The sequence below is a fragment of the Streptomyces sp. NPDC059906 genome (genome assembly GCF_042730645.1).
In the GTDB taxonomy this organism is placed as follows: domain Bacteria; phylum Actinomycetota; class Actinomycetes; order Streptomycetales; family Streptomycetaceae; genus Streptomyces; species Streptomyces rubrogriseus.
Genome location: NZ_JBHWKU010000022.1, coordinates 122,910 through 138,954, shown reverse-complemented (window position 1 = coordinate 138,954; position 16,045 = coordinate 122,910). Strand labels below are relative to the sequence as shown.

The window sequence follows — 16,045 nt, the reverse complement described above, 5'->3', positions numbered from 1 at the left end:
CCCCTCAGCTCGGCTGAGGGGACCGGGGCTCCGTCGTACGCGTCGGCCCGGTGGGCCTCAGCGCAGCTCCTTGGGCGGTGTCCGGTCGCCGTCCACCTTCTCGGTGCGGACCAGCTCGCCCCACACCACGTAGCGGTAGCGGCTCGTGTAGACCGGGGTGCAGGTCGTCAGGGTGATGTAGCGGCCGGCCTTCTTCTTGCCGGACCCGCCCGGGATCGCGTCGAGGACGTCGACGTTGAACTTCGAGGTCTCGGGGAGGACGGCGTACGTCTTGTACACGTACCAGGTGTCCTTCGTCTCGAAGACGATCGGGTCGCCCTTCTCGATCTTGTCGATGTTGTGGAACTTGGCGCCGTGCCCGTCGCGGTGGGCGGCGAGCGAGAAGTTGCCCTTCTTGTCCGAGGTGGGCAGCGTCGCCGTCACCGGGTCGGTGTAGTAGCCGGCCACGCCGTCGTTGAGGATCTTCATCGACGTGCCCTTCTCCACCAGGATGTCGCCCTCGCTCATCGCCGGGACGTGCAGGAAGCCGATGCCCGCCTTGGTGTCCAGCGCCCCCGGGCCGTCCTGGCCGTTCCCGCCCACCCGGTCCTGGGCCCAGTTGTCACGGACCTTCTCGGCCTGCTTGTCCGCCGCGCGGTCGGCGACCACGTTCGTCCACCACAGCGAGTAGACGACGAACAGGCCCATCACCAGGCCCGCGGTGATGAGCAGTTCGCCGAGGGCGCTGACCGCCTGCGCGACGATCCGTCCGGGTCGGCGCCGCCCGCGACCTCCCGTCTGGGCCTGCTCCTGGTGCTCCGTGTCGGTGGTCGCTGCCACTGGTCATCCGCCCTTAACTGACGAGCGCATCCGGCTTGCCCTTGCTGCGCGGCCGTTCCTCGACCATCTTGCCCCACACGATCATGCGGTACTTGCTGGTGAACTCCGGCGTGCAGGTGGTGAGGGTGATGTAGCGGCCGGGTCCCTTGAAGCCGGACTGCTTGGGGACCGGGTCCAGCACGCTCACGTTGCTCGGCGAGGTCACCGGCAGGATCGACGCCATCTTGTAGACGAAGTACTTGTCCTGCGTCTCCACCACGATCGGGTCGCCCGGCTCCAGCTTGTTGATGTACCGGAACGGCTCGCCGTGCGTGTTGCGGTGCCCCGCGAGCCCGAAGTTGCCGGTCTTGGCGTCCGGCATCGCCGTCTTCAGCCCGTCCTCCGCGTAGTGCCCGACCATGCCCCGGTCCAGCACCTTCTTGCTGCTGATGCCCTCCGCGACCGGCACCACCACGTCCAGCTTGGGGATGTGCAGCAGCGCGAACCCCTGTCCGGGCTCGAAGGCCCCCGGGTTGCGCTTGCCGCTCGCCCAGTCGTCCTGGAGGTCGCTCGCGGCCTGGTTCGCCTGGGCGTGCGCCCGCACGTTCGTCCACCACAGCTGGTAGGTGACGAACAGCAGCATCAGCACGCCGGTCGTGATGAAGATCTCACCGATGGCCCGGCTGGCGACCACCGCGGCGCCGGGCTTGCGCGCCCGGGCCTGCCGACGGGCCTCCACGCGCGACAGGGGCGCCTTCGGGGCCTGCTCGGCCTCTTCCTCCGGGACCTGGTCCCTGGGCGCCCCACGGCGCCCGTGACGCCGTTTCGCGGCCTTCCTGCGGGCCGCGCGACCGCCGCCCACCGGACCGTCCCCGGCAGAAGCGGCGGCGGAGCCACTCTCGGCGGCCGTCCGGCGCGATGCGGGCTCCGGGACCCGCAGCGCCACCGTCTCGTCGTCGAGAAGCGGCGGCCGGTACTGCTCCCCGAACGCACCGGAATCCCCGTACGGCTGTCCGTACGAGGATCCCTGGTCACCGGCCGTGCCGGAGTCGCGCTCGGGGCGCAGCGCGGTCACGCCGTGGCCCTGCCCACCACCGGGGCGAGCCCCGCCGACCTCGCCACCGCGTCCCGGTCGCCGCACTCCACCAGCCAGTTGGCCAGCATCCGGTGCCCGTGCTCGGTCAGCACCGACTCCGGGTGGAACTGCACGCCCTCCACCAGCAGTTCCCGGTGGCGCAGGCCCATCACGATCCCGTCCGGCGTACGGGCCGTCACCTCCAGCTCGGCCGGCACCGTGGCCGGCTCCGCCGCCAGCGAGTGGTACCGCGTCGCGGTGAAGGGGGAGGGCAGGCCCGCGAAGACGCCCTGCCCCGTGTGCTCGACCGGCGAGGTCTTGCCGTGCAGCAGCTCCGGCGCCCGGTCCACCACACCGCCGTACGCCACCTGCATCGACTGCATGCCCAGGCACACGCCGAAGACCGGCACGCCGGTCGCCGCGCAGTGCCGCACCATCTCGACGCAGACCCCGGCCTGCTCCGGCGTGCCCGGGCCCGGCGACAGCAGCACGCCGTCGAAGCCGTCCTGGGCGTGCGCCGTCGAGACCTCGTCGTTGCGCAGCACCTCGCACTCGGCGCCGAGTTGGTAGAGGTACTGGACGAGGTTGAAGACGAAGCTGTCGTAGTTGTCGACGACGAGGATGCGCGCGCTCACTGGTTGTCCACCGTCACATCGTTGAAGGGCAGCAGCGGTTCGGCCCACGGGAAGACGTACTGGAACAGGACGTAGACCACGGTCATCGCCAGCATGAGCGAGAGCAGCGCCTTCACCCAAGCGTTCCCCGGCAGATGCCGCCAGATCCAGCCGTACATGCCGTCCCTTCCGTCGCACCACGGCGCCAGACTCACGCCGTACCGCACCAGACTAGCGGCGCGCGGCCCTCGGGAACGGCCCTAATCCACAGGCTGGGCATAGTGCAGGTCCGCCGTGCCGGAGTAGCCCGGCAGGGTCGCCCGGCCGTCGTCCTCGACCTTCCAGCCGAGCCCGTACACGTTGACGTAGACCATGTAGTTCTGGATCGCCGGCGACTTCGCCAGCGCCTTCTTCAGCCGCTCCGGTTCGCCGACCGCCTGGATCTTGTACGGCGGTGAGTAGACGCGGCCCTGGAGGATCAGGGTGTTGCCCACGCAGCGCACCGCGCTGGTGGAGATCAGCCGCTGGTCCATGACCTTGATGCCCTCGGCGCCGCCCTGCCACAGCGCGTTCACCACGGCCTGGAGGTCCTGCTGGTGGATGACCAGGTAGTCGGGCTGCGGCTCCGGGTAGCCGGGGAGCTTCGCGGTGGCGTCCGGCGGGGCGTCGTCGAGCGTGACGGTGATCGCCTCACCCTTCAGCTTCTGCGTACCCGCCTTCTCCTCCAGCGCCGCGAGCTTGTCGTCCTCCGACTTCGTACGGCCGTCGTCGCGTTCCGCGAGCGATTCGACGTCCTCGCGCAGGGCTCCGTTGGACTCCTCCAGATCGCCGTTCTCCCGGCTGCGTTCATGGATGAGATCGGACAACTTGAGCAAAGAGGAGTCCGTACGGATATTGGTGCCCTTCGCGGTATTGAAGCTGGTGAAGAAGATAAGTCCCGCGAGGGCGAAGACGGCCGCCGTGAGTACCCGCACGGGCCGGAAACGGCGCCGGCGGACAGGGCTGGATCCCGTCCCGGGGGAGTCGGCAGAATTGCTCAACGTACCCTTATCTCCTTCGGCGCCACGGAAGGACTACGCTAACGGACGCCCGGGGGAGCGCTCAGAGTCCCCTCGTCCCATCCACGCCGCACCCGAGACCGAGCCCCGTTCCCTGCGCGGCCACGCAGCGCATCGACAGGAGAGACCCTCGTGCCGAAGTCACGTATCCGCAAGAAGGCCGATTACACGCCGCCGCCCTCGAAGCAGGCGACCAGCATCAAGCTGACCAGCCGCGGCTGGGTGGCGCCGGTCATGCTGGCCATGTTCGTCATCGGCCTGGCCTGGATCGTCGTCTTCTACGTCACCGACGGTTCCCTGCCCATCGACTCCCTGGGCAACTGGAACATCGTGGTGGGCTTCGGTTTCATCGCCGCGGGGTTCGGCGTCTCCACGCAGTGGAAGTAGCCCCGGCGACGGCTGCCCGACAGCTCTGCCCAGGGGTATGCGCGGAGTTATCCACAGACATTGTCCACACGCTGGGGAAAAAGAAAGACGATCTGTGGATAACCCACTCGGCGTTGACGCCGGTGTGACGGAAGTACCGGCTGGGCCCAGCATCCGAAAACATGTTCGCCCCCTGTCTGACCTGCGATAACACTGGTCAGCGACAGGGGGCACAGGTGTTCCCGCACGCTGTGCACAAGATCCGCCACCTACTGTGGACAACGAGCGCTCAGGTGAGCTGCGCCGACCTCAGCAGGGTCAGTCCGACGACGACCAGGAGAACCAGCGCACAGGTGCCGTACTGGACGAGCGTGCGCCGCTCACGGGGCGCGTGGAGCATGGCGTAGCCGATCACGGCACCCGCGACGAGGCCGCCGACGTGGGCCTGCCAGGAGATGTTGCTCCGGGTGAAGGTGAAGATCAGGCTGATCACCAGCAGGATGACGACCGGCCGCATGTCGGCGTTGAGCCGGCGCACGAGGGCGGCGGTGGCGCCGAAGAGGCCGAAGATCGCGCCGGAGGCGCCGAGGGTGGCCGTGGTGGGCGAGGCCAGCAGGTAGGCGAGCACGCTGCCGGCCAGGCCGGAGACGACATAGAGCGCGAGGTAGCGGGCTCTGCCGAGGGCCGCTTCCAAGGGACCGCCGAGGAACCAGAGGCTGATCATGTTGAAGCCGATGTGCCAGATCTCCTCGTGGGTGAACATCGTGGTCACCAGCCGGTACCACTCGCCCTCCGCGACGCCCTCGGTCGGGACGAAGGGGGCGGGGGGCCAGCGTCCGATGAGCACCATGTCGCTGAGGAAGGACGACGGGAGCGCCTGGACGGCGATGAACACCGCCACGTTGATCCCGATCAGGATCTTGGTGACGAGGTGGGGGTCGGCCGCGACGGCGCCGCCCGCGAGGGTGCGGGGCCGGGAGGCGCTCGGGGCCGGGCCGGTGGCGCCCGGTGTGCGGCCGGCGGCGCAGTCGGGGCAGTGGAAGCCGACCGAGGCGTTGACCATGCAGTCCGGGCAGATGGGGCGCTCGCAGCGGGTGCAGCGGATGCCGGTCTCGCGGTCCGGATGGCGATAGCAACCGGGCAGGCTCTGGGCATCCGGCCGGCCGGCCGCCGCGTGGTCCATGGCATCCCCTCGGTCGTCCCTGCGGGCGGTGTGTGCAGATGCACCGCCCCGCCCTTCTCTACGGATGAGCGGGGCGTTTGGTTCCTGCCCGGTGTGGCGGGGCGTCAGACGTTCCGTGTCTCGACGACGACCGACTCGATGACGATGTCGGTGAGGGGCCGCTCGGTGCGGGGGTTGGTCCGGGCGGCGGCGATGGTGTCGACGACCTTCTGACTGGCCGCGTCGGTCACTTCGCCGAAGATCGTGTGCTTGCGGTTCAGCCAGGTCGTCGGGGAGACGGTGATGAAGAACTGCGAGCCGTTGGTCCCGGGGCCGGCGTTGGCCATGGCCATCAGGTACGGCCTGTCGAAGGCGAGGTCGGGGTGGAACTCGTCGGGGAACTGGTAGCCGGGGTCGCCGGTGCCGTTGCCCAGCGGATCGCCGCCCTGGATCATGAAACCGCTCAGGACCCGGTGGAAGACGGTGCCGTCGTAGAGCCGGGCCATGGATTTCTCGCCGGTGGCGGGGTGGGTCCACTCCCGCTCGCCGCGGGCCAGCTCGACGAAGTTCTTGACGGTCCTGGGTGCGTGGTTCGGCAGCAGCCGGACCTCGATGTCACCTTGGTCGGTCTTCAGGGTGGCGTAGAGCTGCGCGGCCACGAGGTGCCTTCCGTCGTCCTGTTGTGCGCACCGATCCTCGCACGGCCGAGGGCGCGTTCGGTGCTCTTACCGCTGGGTCGCGAGCGTGGGGCGCCGATCCGTGGCATGGTCGTGGACAGGCTCGTGTTGCCCGGTATTCATCGGTTATCGACGTTGATCAGCTCTTGTTCGCAACTTCATCACCACTTGCCCCAGAGGACGCGGCGGCATCGTCCGTGACCCGGATGCCCGCCCTCGCATGCCTGGCGGCGCGTCCCCAGGCATGATCCGTAAAAGGGTGGAAAGTCGAATTACCGTACGCCACCGAGGAGGAGGAACCCGTGACCCGCATCGACAGCGTGCGCGCCGCGACCGGTTCGGCGAAGGACAGCGTGCTGCACGCCGCGGAAGTGGTGGCGCCCTACGCCGACACGGCCAAGGACAGGGCCGCTCACTATGCACAGGAGGCGCGCGTACGGCTGGCGCCCAAGGTGTCGCAGGCCACGTGCCAGGCGCGCCTGCAGTACGGCACCCACGTGGCGCCGCGGCTGGAACAGGCCCGTACGCATGTGCCGCCGAAGATGGACGCGGCCGCGCAGGAGGCCGCTGTCCGTACGCGTCTGGCCGCTCGGCAGGCGGCCGACTACTCACGTCCGAGGATCGAGCAGGCGGTGGCCGCGGCGGGCCCCGTGCGCGACGAGGCCACGGCGCGCGGTACCGCCGCGCTGGCCGCGCTGCGCGGTCAGGTCACGGCCAAGGAGATCCAGAGGCTGACGCGCAAGCACCAGCGCCGGGCCAGGGCCGGCCGGGTCGCCAAGGTCCTCGCGGTGGTTGGGGTCGTCGCGGGCGGCGCCTTCGCCGCGTGGAAGTGGTGGGACAAGCAGGCCAACCCGGACTGGCTGGTGGAGCCGCCGGAGGCGACGGAGGTTCCCGAGTCGGGCCGGCTGACGTCGGTGGACGGCACCGGTGAGGCGATCCTCGATCCCGAGGTGCGGGCCAAGCAGGCCCAGGAGGAGGCGGAGGGCGACGAGCCCCGCTGATCTCCGCTCGCCGTACTGGCGCCGGCCGCCTTCTGTCGTTTCCTGTCGTTTCGTTACCGCCGCGGGGCGGGAGACCGTGAGTCTCCCGCCCCGCGGCGATGTTTCACGTGAAACGGCGCTCAGCGGCCGTAGCGGCGTTCCCGCAGGGAGTAGGAGCGCAGGGCGCGCAGGAAGTCGATCTCCCGGAAGTCCGGCCAGTACGTCTCGCAGAAGTGGACCTCGGCGTAGGCGGACTGCCAGAGCAGGAATCCGGAGAGCCGCTGCTCGCCGGAGGTGCGGATGATGAGGTCGGACTCGGACCGTGTCTTGGAGTACAGGTGCTTGGAGATGTGCTCCATGGTGAAGGTCTCGATGAACTCGTCGATGTCACCGCCCTGGGAGCTGTGCTCGGTCAGGGCGGAGCGCACGGCGTCGACGATCTCGCGTCTGCCGCCGTAGCCAACGGCGACGTCGACCTTGGTGCCGCCCTTGCGGCCCTGGGTGGCGGCGGTGGCGGTCTTGAGGCGGCTCGCGGACTCCGCGGGCAGCAGGTCCAGGGCGCCGACGGCCTCGACGGGCCAGGGGTTGCCCGGCGCGGCCAGCTGCTCGACGACCTCGGCGATGATGTCGATGAGGGGGTTCAGCTGCTCCTCGGGCCGGGCGAGGTTGTCGTCGGAGAGCATGAAGAGGGTGACGTGCTCGATCTGCGCGGAGTCGCACCAGCGCAGGAAGTCCAGCACCTTGGCGCCGCCGGCCCGGTAGCCCTCGCGGGGGTCGTCGATGCCCGACATCTTGGCCCAGCGGCGGTTGCCGTCGAGCATGATGCCGATGTGCTGGGGGCGTGGGCGTCCTTCCAACTCCTTGACCAGGCGCTTCATATACAGCGCGTCGAGAGCGGCCCGTACCTTCGCCCGCATGCTCTACCCCTTCCACCTCGTCGGTAGCGACCGGACGGCTCCGACGGCGATGAGCCACGTGGCACCGCCCCGCAGGGGTCTGCGCTGATGCCCTGTGGGGTGACGATATCAAGAGCAGACAGCGTCGCCGGGGCGCCGAGAGGGGCCCGTCCGGGGGCCGGTCCGCGTGACGGCGCGGGCGCCGGGGCGCTGTTCCACGTGCTCAACTGGCCCTTTCCCTCCGGTCGTTGTTGATCATCCGGGCGGTGCGTGCGGTGCCGGGCACGGTGTGGGGTCGGCGACGGTGAGGAACGTCTCCGTCCGCCCCACGCCCGCGCGGGCGGGCCCCTGCGGCCGGCCGGAAGCGAACAGAGCGCCTCCGATCTACGTTTCCGCAGGTCGGAGGCGCTCTTTACGGTGGAGCCTAGGGGAGTCGAACCCCTGACATCTGCCATGCAAAGACAGCGCTCTACCAACTGAGCTAAGGCCCCTCGGGTGGCGTCGCCGGTCCTGGTGTCACGGACCGCCGGTCGCCGCGGACAAGAGTACCGGGTCGCCCCCCGTATCTCACAAATGATTGGGGCTCCCGGGGAACGACCACGCTCCGTAAGATGCTCGGCGTGGTTCGCTGGAGCGAACTGCGGTTTTTGGGGAAGCGATGGGGAGACGCAATGGACGCCGCACAGCAGGAAGCCACCGCAAGAGCGCGGGAACTGCAGCGGAACTGGTACGGGGAGCCGCTGGGGGCGCTCTTCCGCAGGCTTATCGACGATCTCGGTCTCAACCAGGCTCGTCTCGCGGGAGTGCTGGGGCTGTCCGCGCCGATGCTGTCGCAGCTGATGAGCGGCCAGCGGGCGAAGATCGGCAATCCCGCGGTGGTCCAGCGGGTGCAGCTGCTGCAGGACCTGGCGGGGCAGGTCGCCGACGGCAGTGTGAGCGCGGCCGAGGCCACGGAGCGCATGGACGAGATCAGGAAGTCCCAGGGGGGCTCGGTGCTCAGCAACACCACGACGACCACCAGTAGTTCGGGTGCGCCCACGGTCAAGCGGGTGGTCCGGGAGATCCAGTCGCTGCTGCGCTCGGTGGCGGCCGCCGGAGACATCATCGACGCGGCGGACTCCCTGTCCTCCTCGCATCCGGAGCTGGCGGAGTTCCTGCGGGTGTACGGCGCGGGCCGCACCTCGGACGCGGTCGCGCACTACCAGTCCCACCAGAACTGATCCCGTGGGGCCCGGTCGCCGAGGGGGTCGGCGGCCGGGCCCGCGGGAGTGGCGCGACAGGTCCCAGGGGAGGAGCGGCGCACAGCCATGGGTGAGGTCTTCGCGGGCCGGTACGAGCTGGTCGACCCGATCGGCCGGGGCGGGGTGGGTGCCGTCTGGCGTGCCTGGGACCACCGGCGCAGGCGTTATGTGGCCGCGAAGGTGCTCCAGCAGCGGGACGCGCACTCGCTGCTGCGGTTCGTCCGTGAGCAGGCGCTGCGGATCGATCACCCCCATGTGCTGGCCCCCGCGAGCTGGGCCGCCGACGACGACCAGGTCCTGTTCACCATGGACCTGGTCACGGGAGGCTCGTTGGTCCACCTGGTCGGGGACTACGGGCCGCTGCCGCCCGAATTCGTGTGCACGCTGCTCGACCAGCTCCTGTCGGGCCTGGCGGCGGTGCACGGGGAGGGGGTGGTGCACCGTGACATCAAGCCCGCCAACCTGCTCCTGGAGGCGACGGGGACGGGCCGTCCGCGCCTCAGGCTGTCCGACTTCGGCATCGCGATGCGGCTGGGTGAGCCCCGGCTGACGGAGACCAACCTCGTGGTGGGGACGCCGGGTTACCTCGCGCCGGAGCAGATGATGGGTGCGGAACCGGACTTCCCGTCGGACCTGTTCGCGGTGGGTCTGGTCGCGCTGTATCTGCTGGAAGGGGCCAAGCCGGACGCCAAGGTGCTCGTCCAGCACTTCGCCGAGCACGGTACGCCGCCCGCGCCGCGCGGGATTCCCGAGCCGCTGTGGCAGGTCGTGGCGACGCTGCTGCAACCGGACCCGTCGGCGAGGTTCCGTACCTCGACGGGGGCGCGCAAGGCGCTGGCCGCGGCGGTGGAGCTGCTGCCGGAGCCCGGGCCCGACGACGAGCTGATCGAGATCTTCGACCAAGTGGGCCCGCTGCCCACGGGGTTCGGGCCCGAGGGCCCGCTCAAGAGGGCCTCCGGCGTGGACGACGTACCGACGGACCCGCGACGCCCTGCGGGCGCGTCTTCGGACGTGGCTTCGGACGTGGCTTCGGACATGCCTTCGGACGTGGCTTCGGACGTGCCTTCGGGTGCGGACCCGTCCCCGCCCGCCACTCCGCCGACGCCCCCCTGGCAGGGCACGCCCCCGGCCGGCCCGCCGTCCGGCCAGGACTGGCCGTCGCCCGGTGTCCCGGGTCCGCCCCCGACGGGCCCGGACCCGACGCCCGCGTCCACACCGCCCGGCACTCCCGCGACGACGTCCGGCACCTCCTCCGTCCCCGGACGGCCGCCCGCGTCCCCGCACCTGCCCCCGCCGGGTGTACCGCCTGCCCTCGGCGGTACCCCGTCCGGGCCCACCACACCGCCCTCGCCCTCCTCCGAGGAGGTGCCCCTGGCCGAGCGGTCGGGTGCCATGTCGGAGACGGGCAGTTTCCATCTGCCACCCCCGCAGCCGACCGTCACGCCGACGTCGGACGCGGCGGCCTCGGACACGGCGGCCGGAGCGGCGCAACCGCCCGCACCGCACCCGGCGTTCACGGGTGGACCGCGGCACCTGCCGCCGGACCGGGCCCCCGGCCGCAGCCAGTACCCGGCACCGCACGGGCCGCCGCTCCCCGCCCAGTCCCTCGCGCCGTCCCCGGCGCGGCGGGCCGACGTCCCCACCGCCGCGTACACCGCCCGGAACCCGCGGTCCGCCCCTCCCGCCCAGCACCGTGGGGCACGGCGCCGCCACCGTCCCGGTCCCCCGGCGCGGGTGGCCCTGCCGCTGCTGCTGCTCGCGCTGGCCTGCTACGCCGTGGGCTTCTGGGCGCTGACCCGGATCTGAGTCCGGGGCGCCGGGCGGCCGGGGGATGCCCCGGTCCTACGGCTGGGGCATCCCCGGTCCTACGGCCGGGGCCTGCGCCGGGCCGTCGCCGTCCACACGGCCAGGCCGAGCAGCAGCAGGCTGCCGGTGCCGATTCCGCCGACGGCGACCGCCTTCATCGCGAGGTCGTCGTCCGCGGCCCCGACGGCCGGGGCGGCCACCCGGTCCTGCGCGGAGACCTCGAAGAGGCCCTTCGGCCGGGACTCCCCCGCGTACCCGGGACCAGTCCCCGGCGATCCCCCGAGCCGCAGGCGCAGCGTCAGCGCGAAGGGGCCCTGGCCGAAGTCGTCGGCCACCTGTGCCGCGAGGTGGACCACGACGTAATAGTCACCGGCGAACCGCAGCGCGCCGACCTGCCCGGCGGTGGCGTACCGGTTGGGGTACGCCACGGGCGGCAGGGGAGCGAGGCCGACCGTGGTGGTCCGCCCGGTGTAGCCCCTGGCCGCGTCGTCCACCTCGCCGCGCACGGGGTTGTGCAGGGCCAGCCGCAGGGCACCGGTGGCATAGCCGGAGGCGTCCGCGGAGCCGGCGAGTTCGGCGGTGGCGTACACCTGGCGGCCCCAGTCGACCGGCACCTTGTAGTAAAGGGTCTCCCCGGGCCGGATGTCGTCGCGCCAGACCCCCTGCCCGACGAGGGTGGCGTGGGCGAATCCGTGGCCGCCCGGCCGGCGTTCCGGCTCGCCGGGGAGGGGTTCGGGCGAGGCGGAGTCCCAGGCCTCGGGGGCCTTCGTCGCGCCGGTCTCGCGCGGGCGGGGCTCGGTGGCGACGGTGAGTTCCAGGTCCCAGTCGTCCGGCGGGGAGTCCTGGGGCCGGGTCCGCTCGACGCCCACGTAGTAGGCCCCGGAGTCCTGGCACCGATGGGCGGCGGGGTCGATCTCGCGCATGCCCCGGGCGGTGACCGGGCGGGGGCTGCGGGCGGCACCGAAGGTCGCGCTCTGCACGGAGCACGAGCCGCCGTCGGCGTCCCGCACGGAGACCCGGATGCCGTCGACCGCGGTGACCTCACCGTCGGCGCCGGGAACGGCGGTGACGGAGACGTAGGCGTCCGAGGCGGCGTCGAGTTCGAGGCGGTAGTAGAGGGTGCCGTTCCTCGGCAGGGAGCTGCGGTACGTGGCGCCCGCCGCCAGCGGTTCGGCGCCCGCCGTGGCACTCGCGCCCGCGATCCGTACGGCGTCGTCGGCGAAGTCGTACCCGCCGGCCGCACCGGCCGCACCGGCCACGCGTCCGACCGCGAAGGACGTGGCGCCGGGCAGGGCGGCGGTCGTGGCCAGTACGGCGGCCAGTACGGCGGCCAGTACGGCGACCACCACAGGCACGCGTCCCGCCGCGGCGCTCCGTCGAGCCGTACACCACCGTCCCATGACCCGCCACCCCTCGCGCTCACCGGCTCTGTCGCCGCCCGCCCCGAGCGGACCGTGCCCTCTCAGGGCAACACAAAACCCCGACCGTTTGACGGCCGGGGTCTGCTCAGGACCGGATGTCGGTCGTACTCACGAACCCGTGGGCACGGAGTCAGTCGCCTCCGTCCACAGATCCTGCTCGGCGCGATCCGCCTGGATCTGGCGGTACACGAGGAGCCCGCCGATGGCGGCCAGTGCGACCAGGAGAAGCTTCTTCACCGCGCGACCTCGTCTTTCCTTGACGTTGGGGACCTTCGGCGCCCGACTATACACACCGGCCGATACCGATCGGTGACCTGCGTCGGCGGTCAACTGCCCGTCGCCGGAACCCTTTAGAAGCGGACGAACCCATTCTGATCGGAGGGTGATCACATCCTCACGTGCGGTGACTTTTGCCCGCCTCCCTCCCGTCTGCGCACCTTTTCCAGCACCTTGCGGCTATTCGGGTGGTGTTCATCTGAACATCGACGCGCCACGGGCTGAGGTCCACCACTTCGCGGTCCTCATACACATCATGAGGAAAGTACGCAAATCGCCCAACCCGAAAGTGAGGGGCCATGGCCCGGAACAAGGTCCTGACGCTGTGGACCAGCATCGTCACCGCCTTCCTCGCGCTGTGCACGGCGCTCGGACTCGTCACGACGACGGCCGCCGCGGCCGTACCGCAGACCGGAACGCACAGCAACACCGAGAGCGCCTCCCCCGAGGCGGCACCCGCGGCCGCGCTTCCCCTGCCCCGGTCCCGAACCGGCTCCCTGCCCCCCACGATGAAGCAGCGCATCCGCGCCGAGGCGCACGGCTCGGCGCCCAGCTGCCGCCATCACCCGCTCGCCGACGCCGCCGCGACCACGACGACCACGACCACGACCACCGGCCTTCCGTGCGACGACACCGCGGTCGAGTCCCGGGCCCAGCACACCATCCCGCTCCAGCGCTGAGCGGCCCGCGCCACCCCCGAACCTGACGTAACGGCGATCTGCGTACCGCACCACACGCGAGAAACGGCCCGGCCGCTCGACAGAGCAGCCGGGCCGCCGCCGTGTGTGCGCGGGAACACGGCGGTACCCGTATCCCTATCCCGACCCGGCTCTTCAAGACCTCTTGAGGAGTTGTAGCCTGCGACCGTGCCCAAGGCCTATGAAGTGATCGCTGACGATCTGCGCCGCTCCATCCGGGTGGGTGAGCGGCGGCCCGGCGACCGGCTGCCCTCGGAGGCCGACCTCGCCCACCACTACCGGCGCAGCGTGCCCACCGTGCAGAACGCGCTCCGGCTGCTGAGCGACGAGGGGCTGATCGACAAGCGGCACGGCCTCGGCACCTTCGTCCGCCGCCCCCGCACCCCGGCGGTGCGGGACAACCGCCGCCACCAGTGGGAGAAGGACCGGGCCCGCCGGCCGCTCGCCACCAGGGCCGAGACCGGTGCCACGGAGCACGACACCGGCCTGCGGGGCGACGACCTGGTCTTCCACGCCGAGTACCGCGAGCTGAAGGCGTCCGGGGAACTGGCCGAGGCCTTCGGCGTTCCCGAGGGCACCGTGCTGCTCCAACGCACCTTCCGCACACGGTACTCGGCCGAACCCGCCCCCTTCAGCCTCGTCACCTCCTACCTCGTCCGCGACCTGGTCGCGGCCAATCCCGACCTTCTGGACGAGACCAACGAGCCCTGGCCGGGCGGCACTCAGCACCAGCTGCACACCGTGGGCGTCGAACTGGACCGCGTGGAGGAGCGCTTGACCGCCCGCCCGCCGACACCGGAGGAGGCGGCGGCCCTGGACCTGCCGCCGGGCACGTCGGTGATCCTGCTCCGCAAGACCTCGTACGACACCGGCGGCCGGGTGGTGGACGTCTCCGACGTCACCCTGCCCGGGGACCGCACCGAACTGCTCTTCACGACCCGTCTGGAAAGGTGGTGAGTGCCGTCGTGAACCGGCGCGTCGTCATCGTCACGGCCGTCCACGGCCCCTCCGCCCCCTTCCTCCCCGAGGCCTACGCCTCGCTGTGCGCACAGGAGCTGCCCGACGGCTGGGAGTGGCGCTGGGTGATCCAGGAGGACGGCCGCACTCAGGACGTCCGGCCGCACGTGCCCGACGATCCGCGGGTCGTGTTCCACCAGGGGCGCGACGGACGGCAGGGCGGGCCGGGGGTGGCGCGCACGATGGCCCTGGCGCACGCGGACGGGGCGTACGTGAAGGTCCTGGACGCCGACGACCGGCTCACTCCGGGCGCCCTGGCCCGCGACCTGGCCGCCCTGGAGGCCGACCCGTCGATCGGGTGGGCGACCTCGCGGGTCCTGGACCTCCTGCCCGACGGTTCGACGGCCGGTTTCCCCGGCGACCCGGCGCACGGGCCGGTCGAGCGCGGGGAGGTGCTCGACTTCTGGAGGGCGAACGGCTTCCGGGCCCAGGTCCATCCGGCGACCCTGCTGGTCCGGCGCGATCTGCTGCTCGCCGTCGGCGGCTGGATGGCCCTGCCCGCCTCCGAGGACACCGGCCTGCTGCTGGCGCTCAACTGCGTGAGCCGGGGATGGTTCACCGAGGACGTGGGCCTTCTCTACCGCAAGTGGGAGGGCCAGGAGACCGGCCAGGCGCCCCACGTGGAACCCGCGGAACGCGATGCCCGGATGGCGGTGGTGGAGGCCAGGGCGCGCGCCCTGGCGTCCTTCGGATGGCGGCTGCCGGAGGGCACCGGCGACTTCGATCGCTGAACGGCGGGGCACGCCACGGCGGGGACACGCGACGGCGGCGGCACCGACGGCAGGAGCACCCACCGGCAGGAACACCTCGTCGTCGTGAACGCCCGACGGCAGGAACGCCCGACGACGGGAACACCTACCGGCGGGAACGCCCGACGGCAGGAACACCCGACGACGGGAGCACCCACCGGCAGGAACACCCGACAGCAGAAACCCAAACGCCGGGAGCACCCACCGGCAGGAACACCCGACAACGGGAGCACCCACCGGCGGGAACACCCGACGGCAGGAACCCCAACGGCAGGAGCACCCACCGGCGGGAACACCCACTGGTCAGGGCAGCCGTTCCGCGTCGACCCGTGAGAAGACCAGGTCGCTCTCCCCGGTCACCGGCCCGCGCAGCCGCACCGGTGCCCGGGGCGCACCGCTCAGCGCCGGGGGATAGCTCCCGGGCGCGTAGTCGTTGGCCAGCCGGTAGCCGTGGAACCCGGCGTCCCGCATCACCGCCAGCAGGTCGTCGACCCGGTCCCCGAGCCGGGCCATGCGCTCCGGGGCCACCTCGACCGCGATCTCCGCGTCGGACCGCAGAGCGCCCAGCATCGGCGCGAGACCGCGCACGACACTCCCCTCCGCGCCCTCGACGTCGATCTTGATCACCCGGGCGGTCGCGATCTCCGCCGTGTCGAGGAGTTCCGGCAGCGGCCGGGCCTCGGTCCGGAAGCTCGACTCCACCGGGCCGTCGTACGGGACGATGCTGTTCGCCCCCGTGTTCCGCGAGCTGGCGAGCGCGAAGGTCAGGGTCCTGGTGCGGTCCGAGACGGCGGCGTTGAGCGCGCGGATGTTCCCGAGGCCGTTGAGCCGGGCGTTCCCCACCAGGCGCCGGTGGACGTCCACAGAGGCCTCGATCGCGACGACCCGGCCCGCGTCGCCGACCAGCCGGGCCGCCAGGACGCTGAAGACGCCGATGTTGGCCCCGACGTCGACGAAACCGTCCCCCGGCCGCAGCCGGCGCCGCAGCCAGGCGGTCAGATGCGGCTCCCAGGCGCCGAACAGGTACAGGTACCGCTGGATGAGGTCCTGCGTGTCCACGGCGAAGCGACCGCCCGACGGCAGCTCGACGACGGCCCGGCGGGGGTGCTCGCGCAGGTGCGCGTTGAGCCAGCGCGTCGCGAGGGCCGCCTTCCCGAGGGTGCCGGGGCCGTTGCGCACGTACCGCGCCGCGAGTCCGACCAGGGCCTCGG

18 protein-coding genes and 1 tRNA gene are annotated in these 16,045 nt (G+C 71.5%); 7 read left to right on the top strand and 12 right to left on the bottom strand.

The genetic code is table 11. The annotated features are described in order from the left end of the window. Nucleotides 1–57 precede the first annotated feature (57 nt). Genes ACFV9J_RS28610 through ACFV9J_RS28590 form a run of 5 tightly spaced genes read right to left on the bottom strand, consistent with a single transcriptional unit; the run spans nt 58 to nt 3,527 of the window. Nucleotides 58–819, bottom strand: a complete 762-nt coding sequence (locus ACFV9J_RS28610) for a class E sortase (protein WP_385358657.1) — start codon at nt 817–819, stop codon at nt 58–60. 13 nt (nt 820–832) lie between these two features. After that, a complete protein-coding gene (locus ACFV9J_RS28605; RefSeq protein ID WP_385358655.1) occupies nt 833–1,873 on the bottom strand; it encodes a class E sortase in 1,041 nt (346 codons plus the stop codon). Beyond that, nucleotides 1,870–2,508, bottom strand: coding sequence for an aminodeoxychorismate/anthranilate synthase component II (locus tag ACFV9J_RS28600; protein WP_385358652.1), 639 nt, complete (start codon nt 2,506–2,508; stop codon nt 1,870–1,872). The genes ACFV9J_RS28605 and ACFV9J_RS28600 overlap by 4 nt, the downstream gene beginning before the upstream one ends. Then, on the bottom strand, nt 2,505–2,702 hold the full coding sequence (locus tag ACFV9J_RS28595; protein ID WP_385358672.1) for a hypothetical protein: 198 nt from the start codon (nt 2,700–2,702) through the stop codon (nt 2,505–2,507). The genes ACFV9J_RS28600 and ACFV9J_RS28595 overlap by 4 nt, the downstream gene beginning before the upstream one ends. A 45-nt stretch (nt 2,703–2,747) precedes the next feature. Then, nucleotides 2,748–3,527, bottom strand: a complete 780-nt coding sequence (locus tag ACFV9J_RS28590; RefSeq protein ID WP_385358650.1) for a DUF881 domain-containing protein — start codon at nt 3,525–3,527, stop codon at nt 2,748–2,750. Between the two features lie 150 nt (nt 3,528–3,677). On the opposite strand from ACFV9J_RS28590, the gene crgA reads away from it, so the two are divergent. Beyond that, nucleotides 3,678–3,932, top strand: coding sequence for a cell division protein CrgA (gene crgA / locus ACFV9J_RS28585; RefSeq protein WP_003975080.1), 255 nt, complete (start codon nt 3,678–3,680; stop codon nt 3,930–3,932). 268 nt (nt 3,933–4,200) lie between these two features. On the opposite strand, the gene ACFV9J_RS28580 is transcribed toward crgA, so the two are convergent. Beyond that, nucleotides 4,201–5,094, bottom strand: a complete 894-nt coding sequence (locus tag ACFV9J_RS28580) for a rhomboid family intramembrane serine protease (RefSeq protein ID WP_385358648.1) — start codon at nt 5,092–5,094, stop codon at nt 4,201–4,203. A gap of 104 nt (nt 5,095–5,198) precedes the next feature. Then, entirely contained in the window at nt 5,199–5,732 is a 534-nt protein-coding gene (locus ACFV9J_RS28575) for a peptidylprolyl isomerase (protein WP_385358646.1), read from the bottom strand. Between the two features lie 320 nt (nt 5,733–6,052). Here ACFV9J_RS28575 and ACFV9J_RS28570 point away from each other — a divergent pair, with 320 nt between their 5' ends. Then, complete coding sequence (locus ACFV9J_RS28570) at nt 6,053–6,751, top strand: DUF5324 family protein (RefSeq protein ID WP_385358644.1); 699 nt, start codon at nt 6,053–6,055, stop codon at nt 6,749–6,751. A 119-nt stretch (nt 6,752–6,870) separates the two neighbouring features. Here the strand turns inward: ACFV9J_RS28570 and ACFV9J_RS28565 are convergent, their stop codons facing one another. Further along, entirely contained in the window at nt 6,871–7,647 is a 777-nt protein-coding gene (locus ACFV9J_RS28565) for an isoprenyl transferase (protein ID WP_385358642.1), read from the bottom strand. A 397-nt stretch (nt 7,648–8,044) separates the two neighbouring features. Then, nucleotides 8,045–8,117: transfer RNA gene (locus ACFV9J_RS28560), tRNA-Ala, on the bottom strand. 180 nt (nt 8,118–8,297) lie between these two features. Here ACFV9J_RS28560 and ACFV9J_RS28555 point away from each other — a divergent pair. Both ACFV9J_RS28555 and ACFV9J_RS28550 read left to right on the top strand, forming a co-directional pair. Continuing rightward, nucleotides 8,298–8,846: a DNA-binding protein gene (locus ACFV9J_RS28555; RefSeq protein ID WP_011029275.1), complete on the top strand. Its 549-nt coding sequence runs from the start codon at nt 8,298–8,300 to the stop codon at nt 8,844–8,846. A gap of 87 nt (nt 8,847–8,933) precedes the next feature. After that, on the top strand, nt 8,934–10,673 hold the full coding sequence (locus tag ACFV9J_RS28550; RefSeq protein WP_385358639.1) for a serine/threonine-protein kinase: 1,740 nt from the start codon (nt 8,934–8,936) through the stop codon (nt 10,671–10,673). 59 nt (nt 10,674–10,732) lie between these two features. Here the strand turns inward: ACFV9J_RS28550 and ACFV9J_RS28545 are convergent, their stop codons facing one another. Continuing rightward, complete coding sequence (locus ACFV9J_RS28545; protein WP_385358637.1) at nt 10,733–12,073, bottom strand: hypothetical protein; 1,341 nt, start codon at nt 12,071–12,073, stop codon at nt 10,733–10,735. Between the two features lie 129 nt (nt 12,074–12,202). Then, nucleotides 12,203–12,331, bottom strand: coding sequence for a DLW-39 family protein (locus tag ACFV9J_RS28540; RefSeq protein WP_003999697.1), 129 nt, complete (start codon nt 12,329–12,331; stop codon nt 12,203–12,205). Between the two features lie 338 nt (nt 12,332–12,669). On the opposite strand from ACFV9J_RS28540, the gene ACFV9J_RS28535 reads away from it, so the two are divergent. The 3 genes from ACFV9J_RS28535 to ACFV9J_RS28525 all read left to right on the top strand — a co-directional run bounded on the left by ACFV9J_RS28535 (nt 12,670) and on the right by ACFV9J_RS28525 (nt 14,816). Then, complete coding sequence (locus ACFV9J_RS28535) at nt 12,670–13,050, top strand: DUF6344 domain-containing protein (protein ID WP_385358636.1); 381 nt, start codon at nt 12,670–12,672, stop codon at nt 13,048–13,050. A gap of 186 nt (nt 13,051–13,236) precedes the next feature. Further along, nucleotides 13,237–14,025, top strand: coding sequence for a GntR family transcriptional regulator (locus ACFV9J_RS28530; protein ID WP_385358633.1), 789 nt, complete (start codon nt 13,237–13,239; stop codon nt 14,023–14,025). Nucleotides 14,026–14,033: 8 nt separating this feature from the next. After that, entirely contained in the window at nt 14,034–14,816 is a 783-nt protein-coding gene (locus ACFV9J_RS28525) for a glycosyltransferase family 2 protein (RefSeq protein ID WP_385358631.1), read from the top strand. A 321-nt stretch (nt 14,817–15,137) separates the two neighbouring features. On the opposite strand, the gene ACFV9J_RS28520 is transcribed toward ACFV9J_RS28525, so the two are convergent. Beyond that, a complete protein-coding gene (locus tag ACFV9J_RS28520) occupies nt 15,138–16,013 on the bottom strand; it encodes an FkbM family methyltransferase (RefSeq protein ID WP_385358630.1) in 876 nt (291 codons plus the stop codon). Nucleotides 16,014–16,045 lie beyond the last annotated feature (32 nt).

Coding starts and splice junctions, on each gene's coding strand:
- ACFV9J_RS28580 (WP_385358648.1), bottom strand. CDS start 5,094: ATGGACCACGCGGCGGCCGGCCGGCCGGATGCCCAGAGCCTGCCCGGT.
- ACFV9J_RS28565 (WP_385358642.1), bottom strand. CDS start 7,647: ATGCGGGCGAAGGTACGGGCCGCTCTCGACGCGCTGTATATGAAGCGC.
- ACFV9J_RS28555 (WP_011029275.1), top strand. CDS start 8,298: ATGGACGCCGCACAGCAGGAAGCCACCGCAAGAGCGCGGGAACTGCAG.
- ACFV9J_RS28550 (WP_385358639.1), top strand. CDS start 8,934: ATGGGTGAGGTCTTCGCGGGCCGGTACGAGCTGGTCGACCCGATCGGC.
- ACFV9J_RS28545 (WP_385358637.1), bottom strand. CDS start 12,073: ATGGGACGGTGGTGTACGGCTCGACGGAGCGCCGCGGCGGGACGCGTG.
- ACFV9J_RS28535 (WP_385358636.1), top strand. CDS start 12,670: ATGGCCCGGAACAAGGTCCTGACGCTGTGGACCAGCATCGTCACCGCC.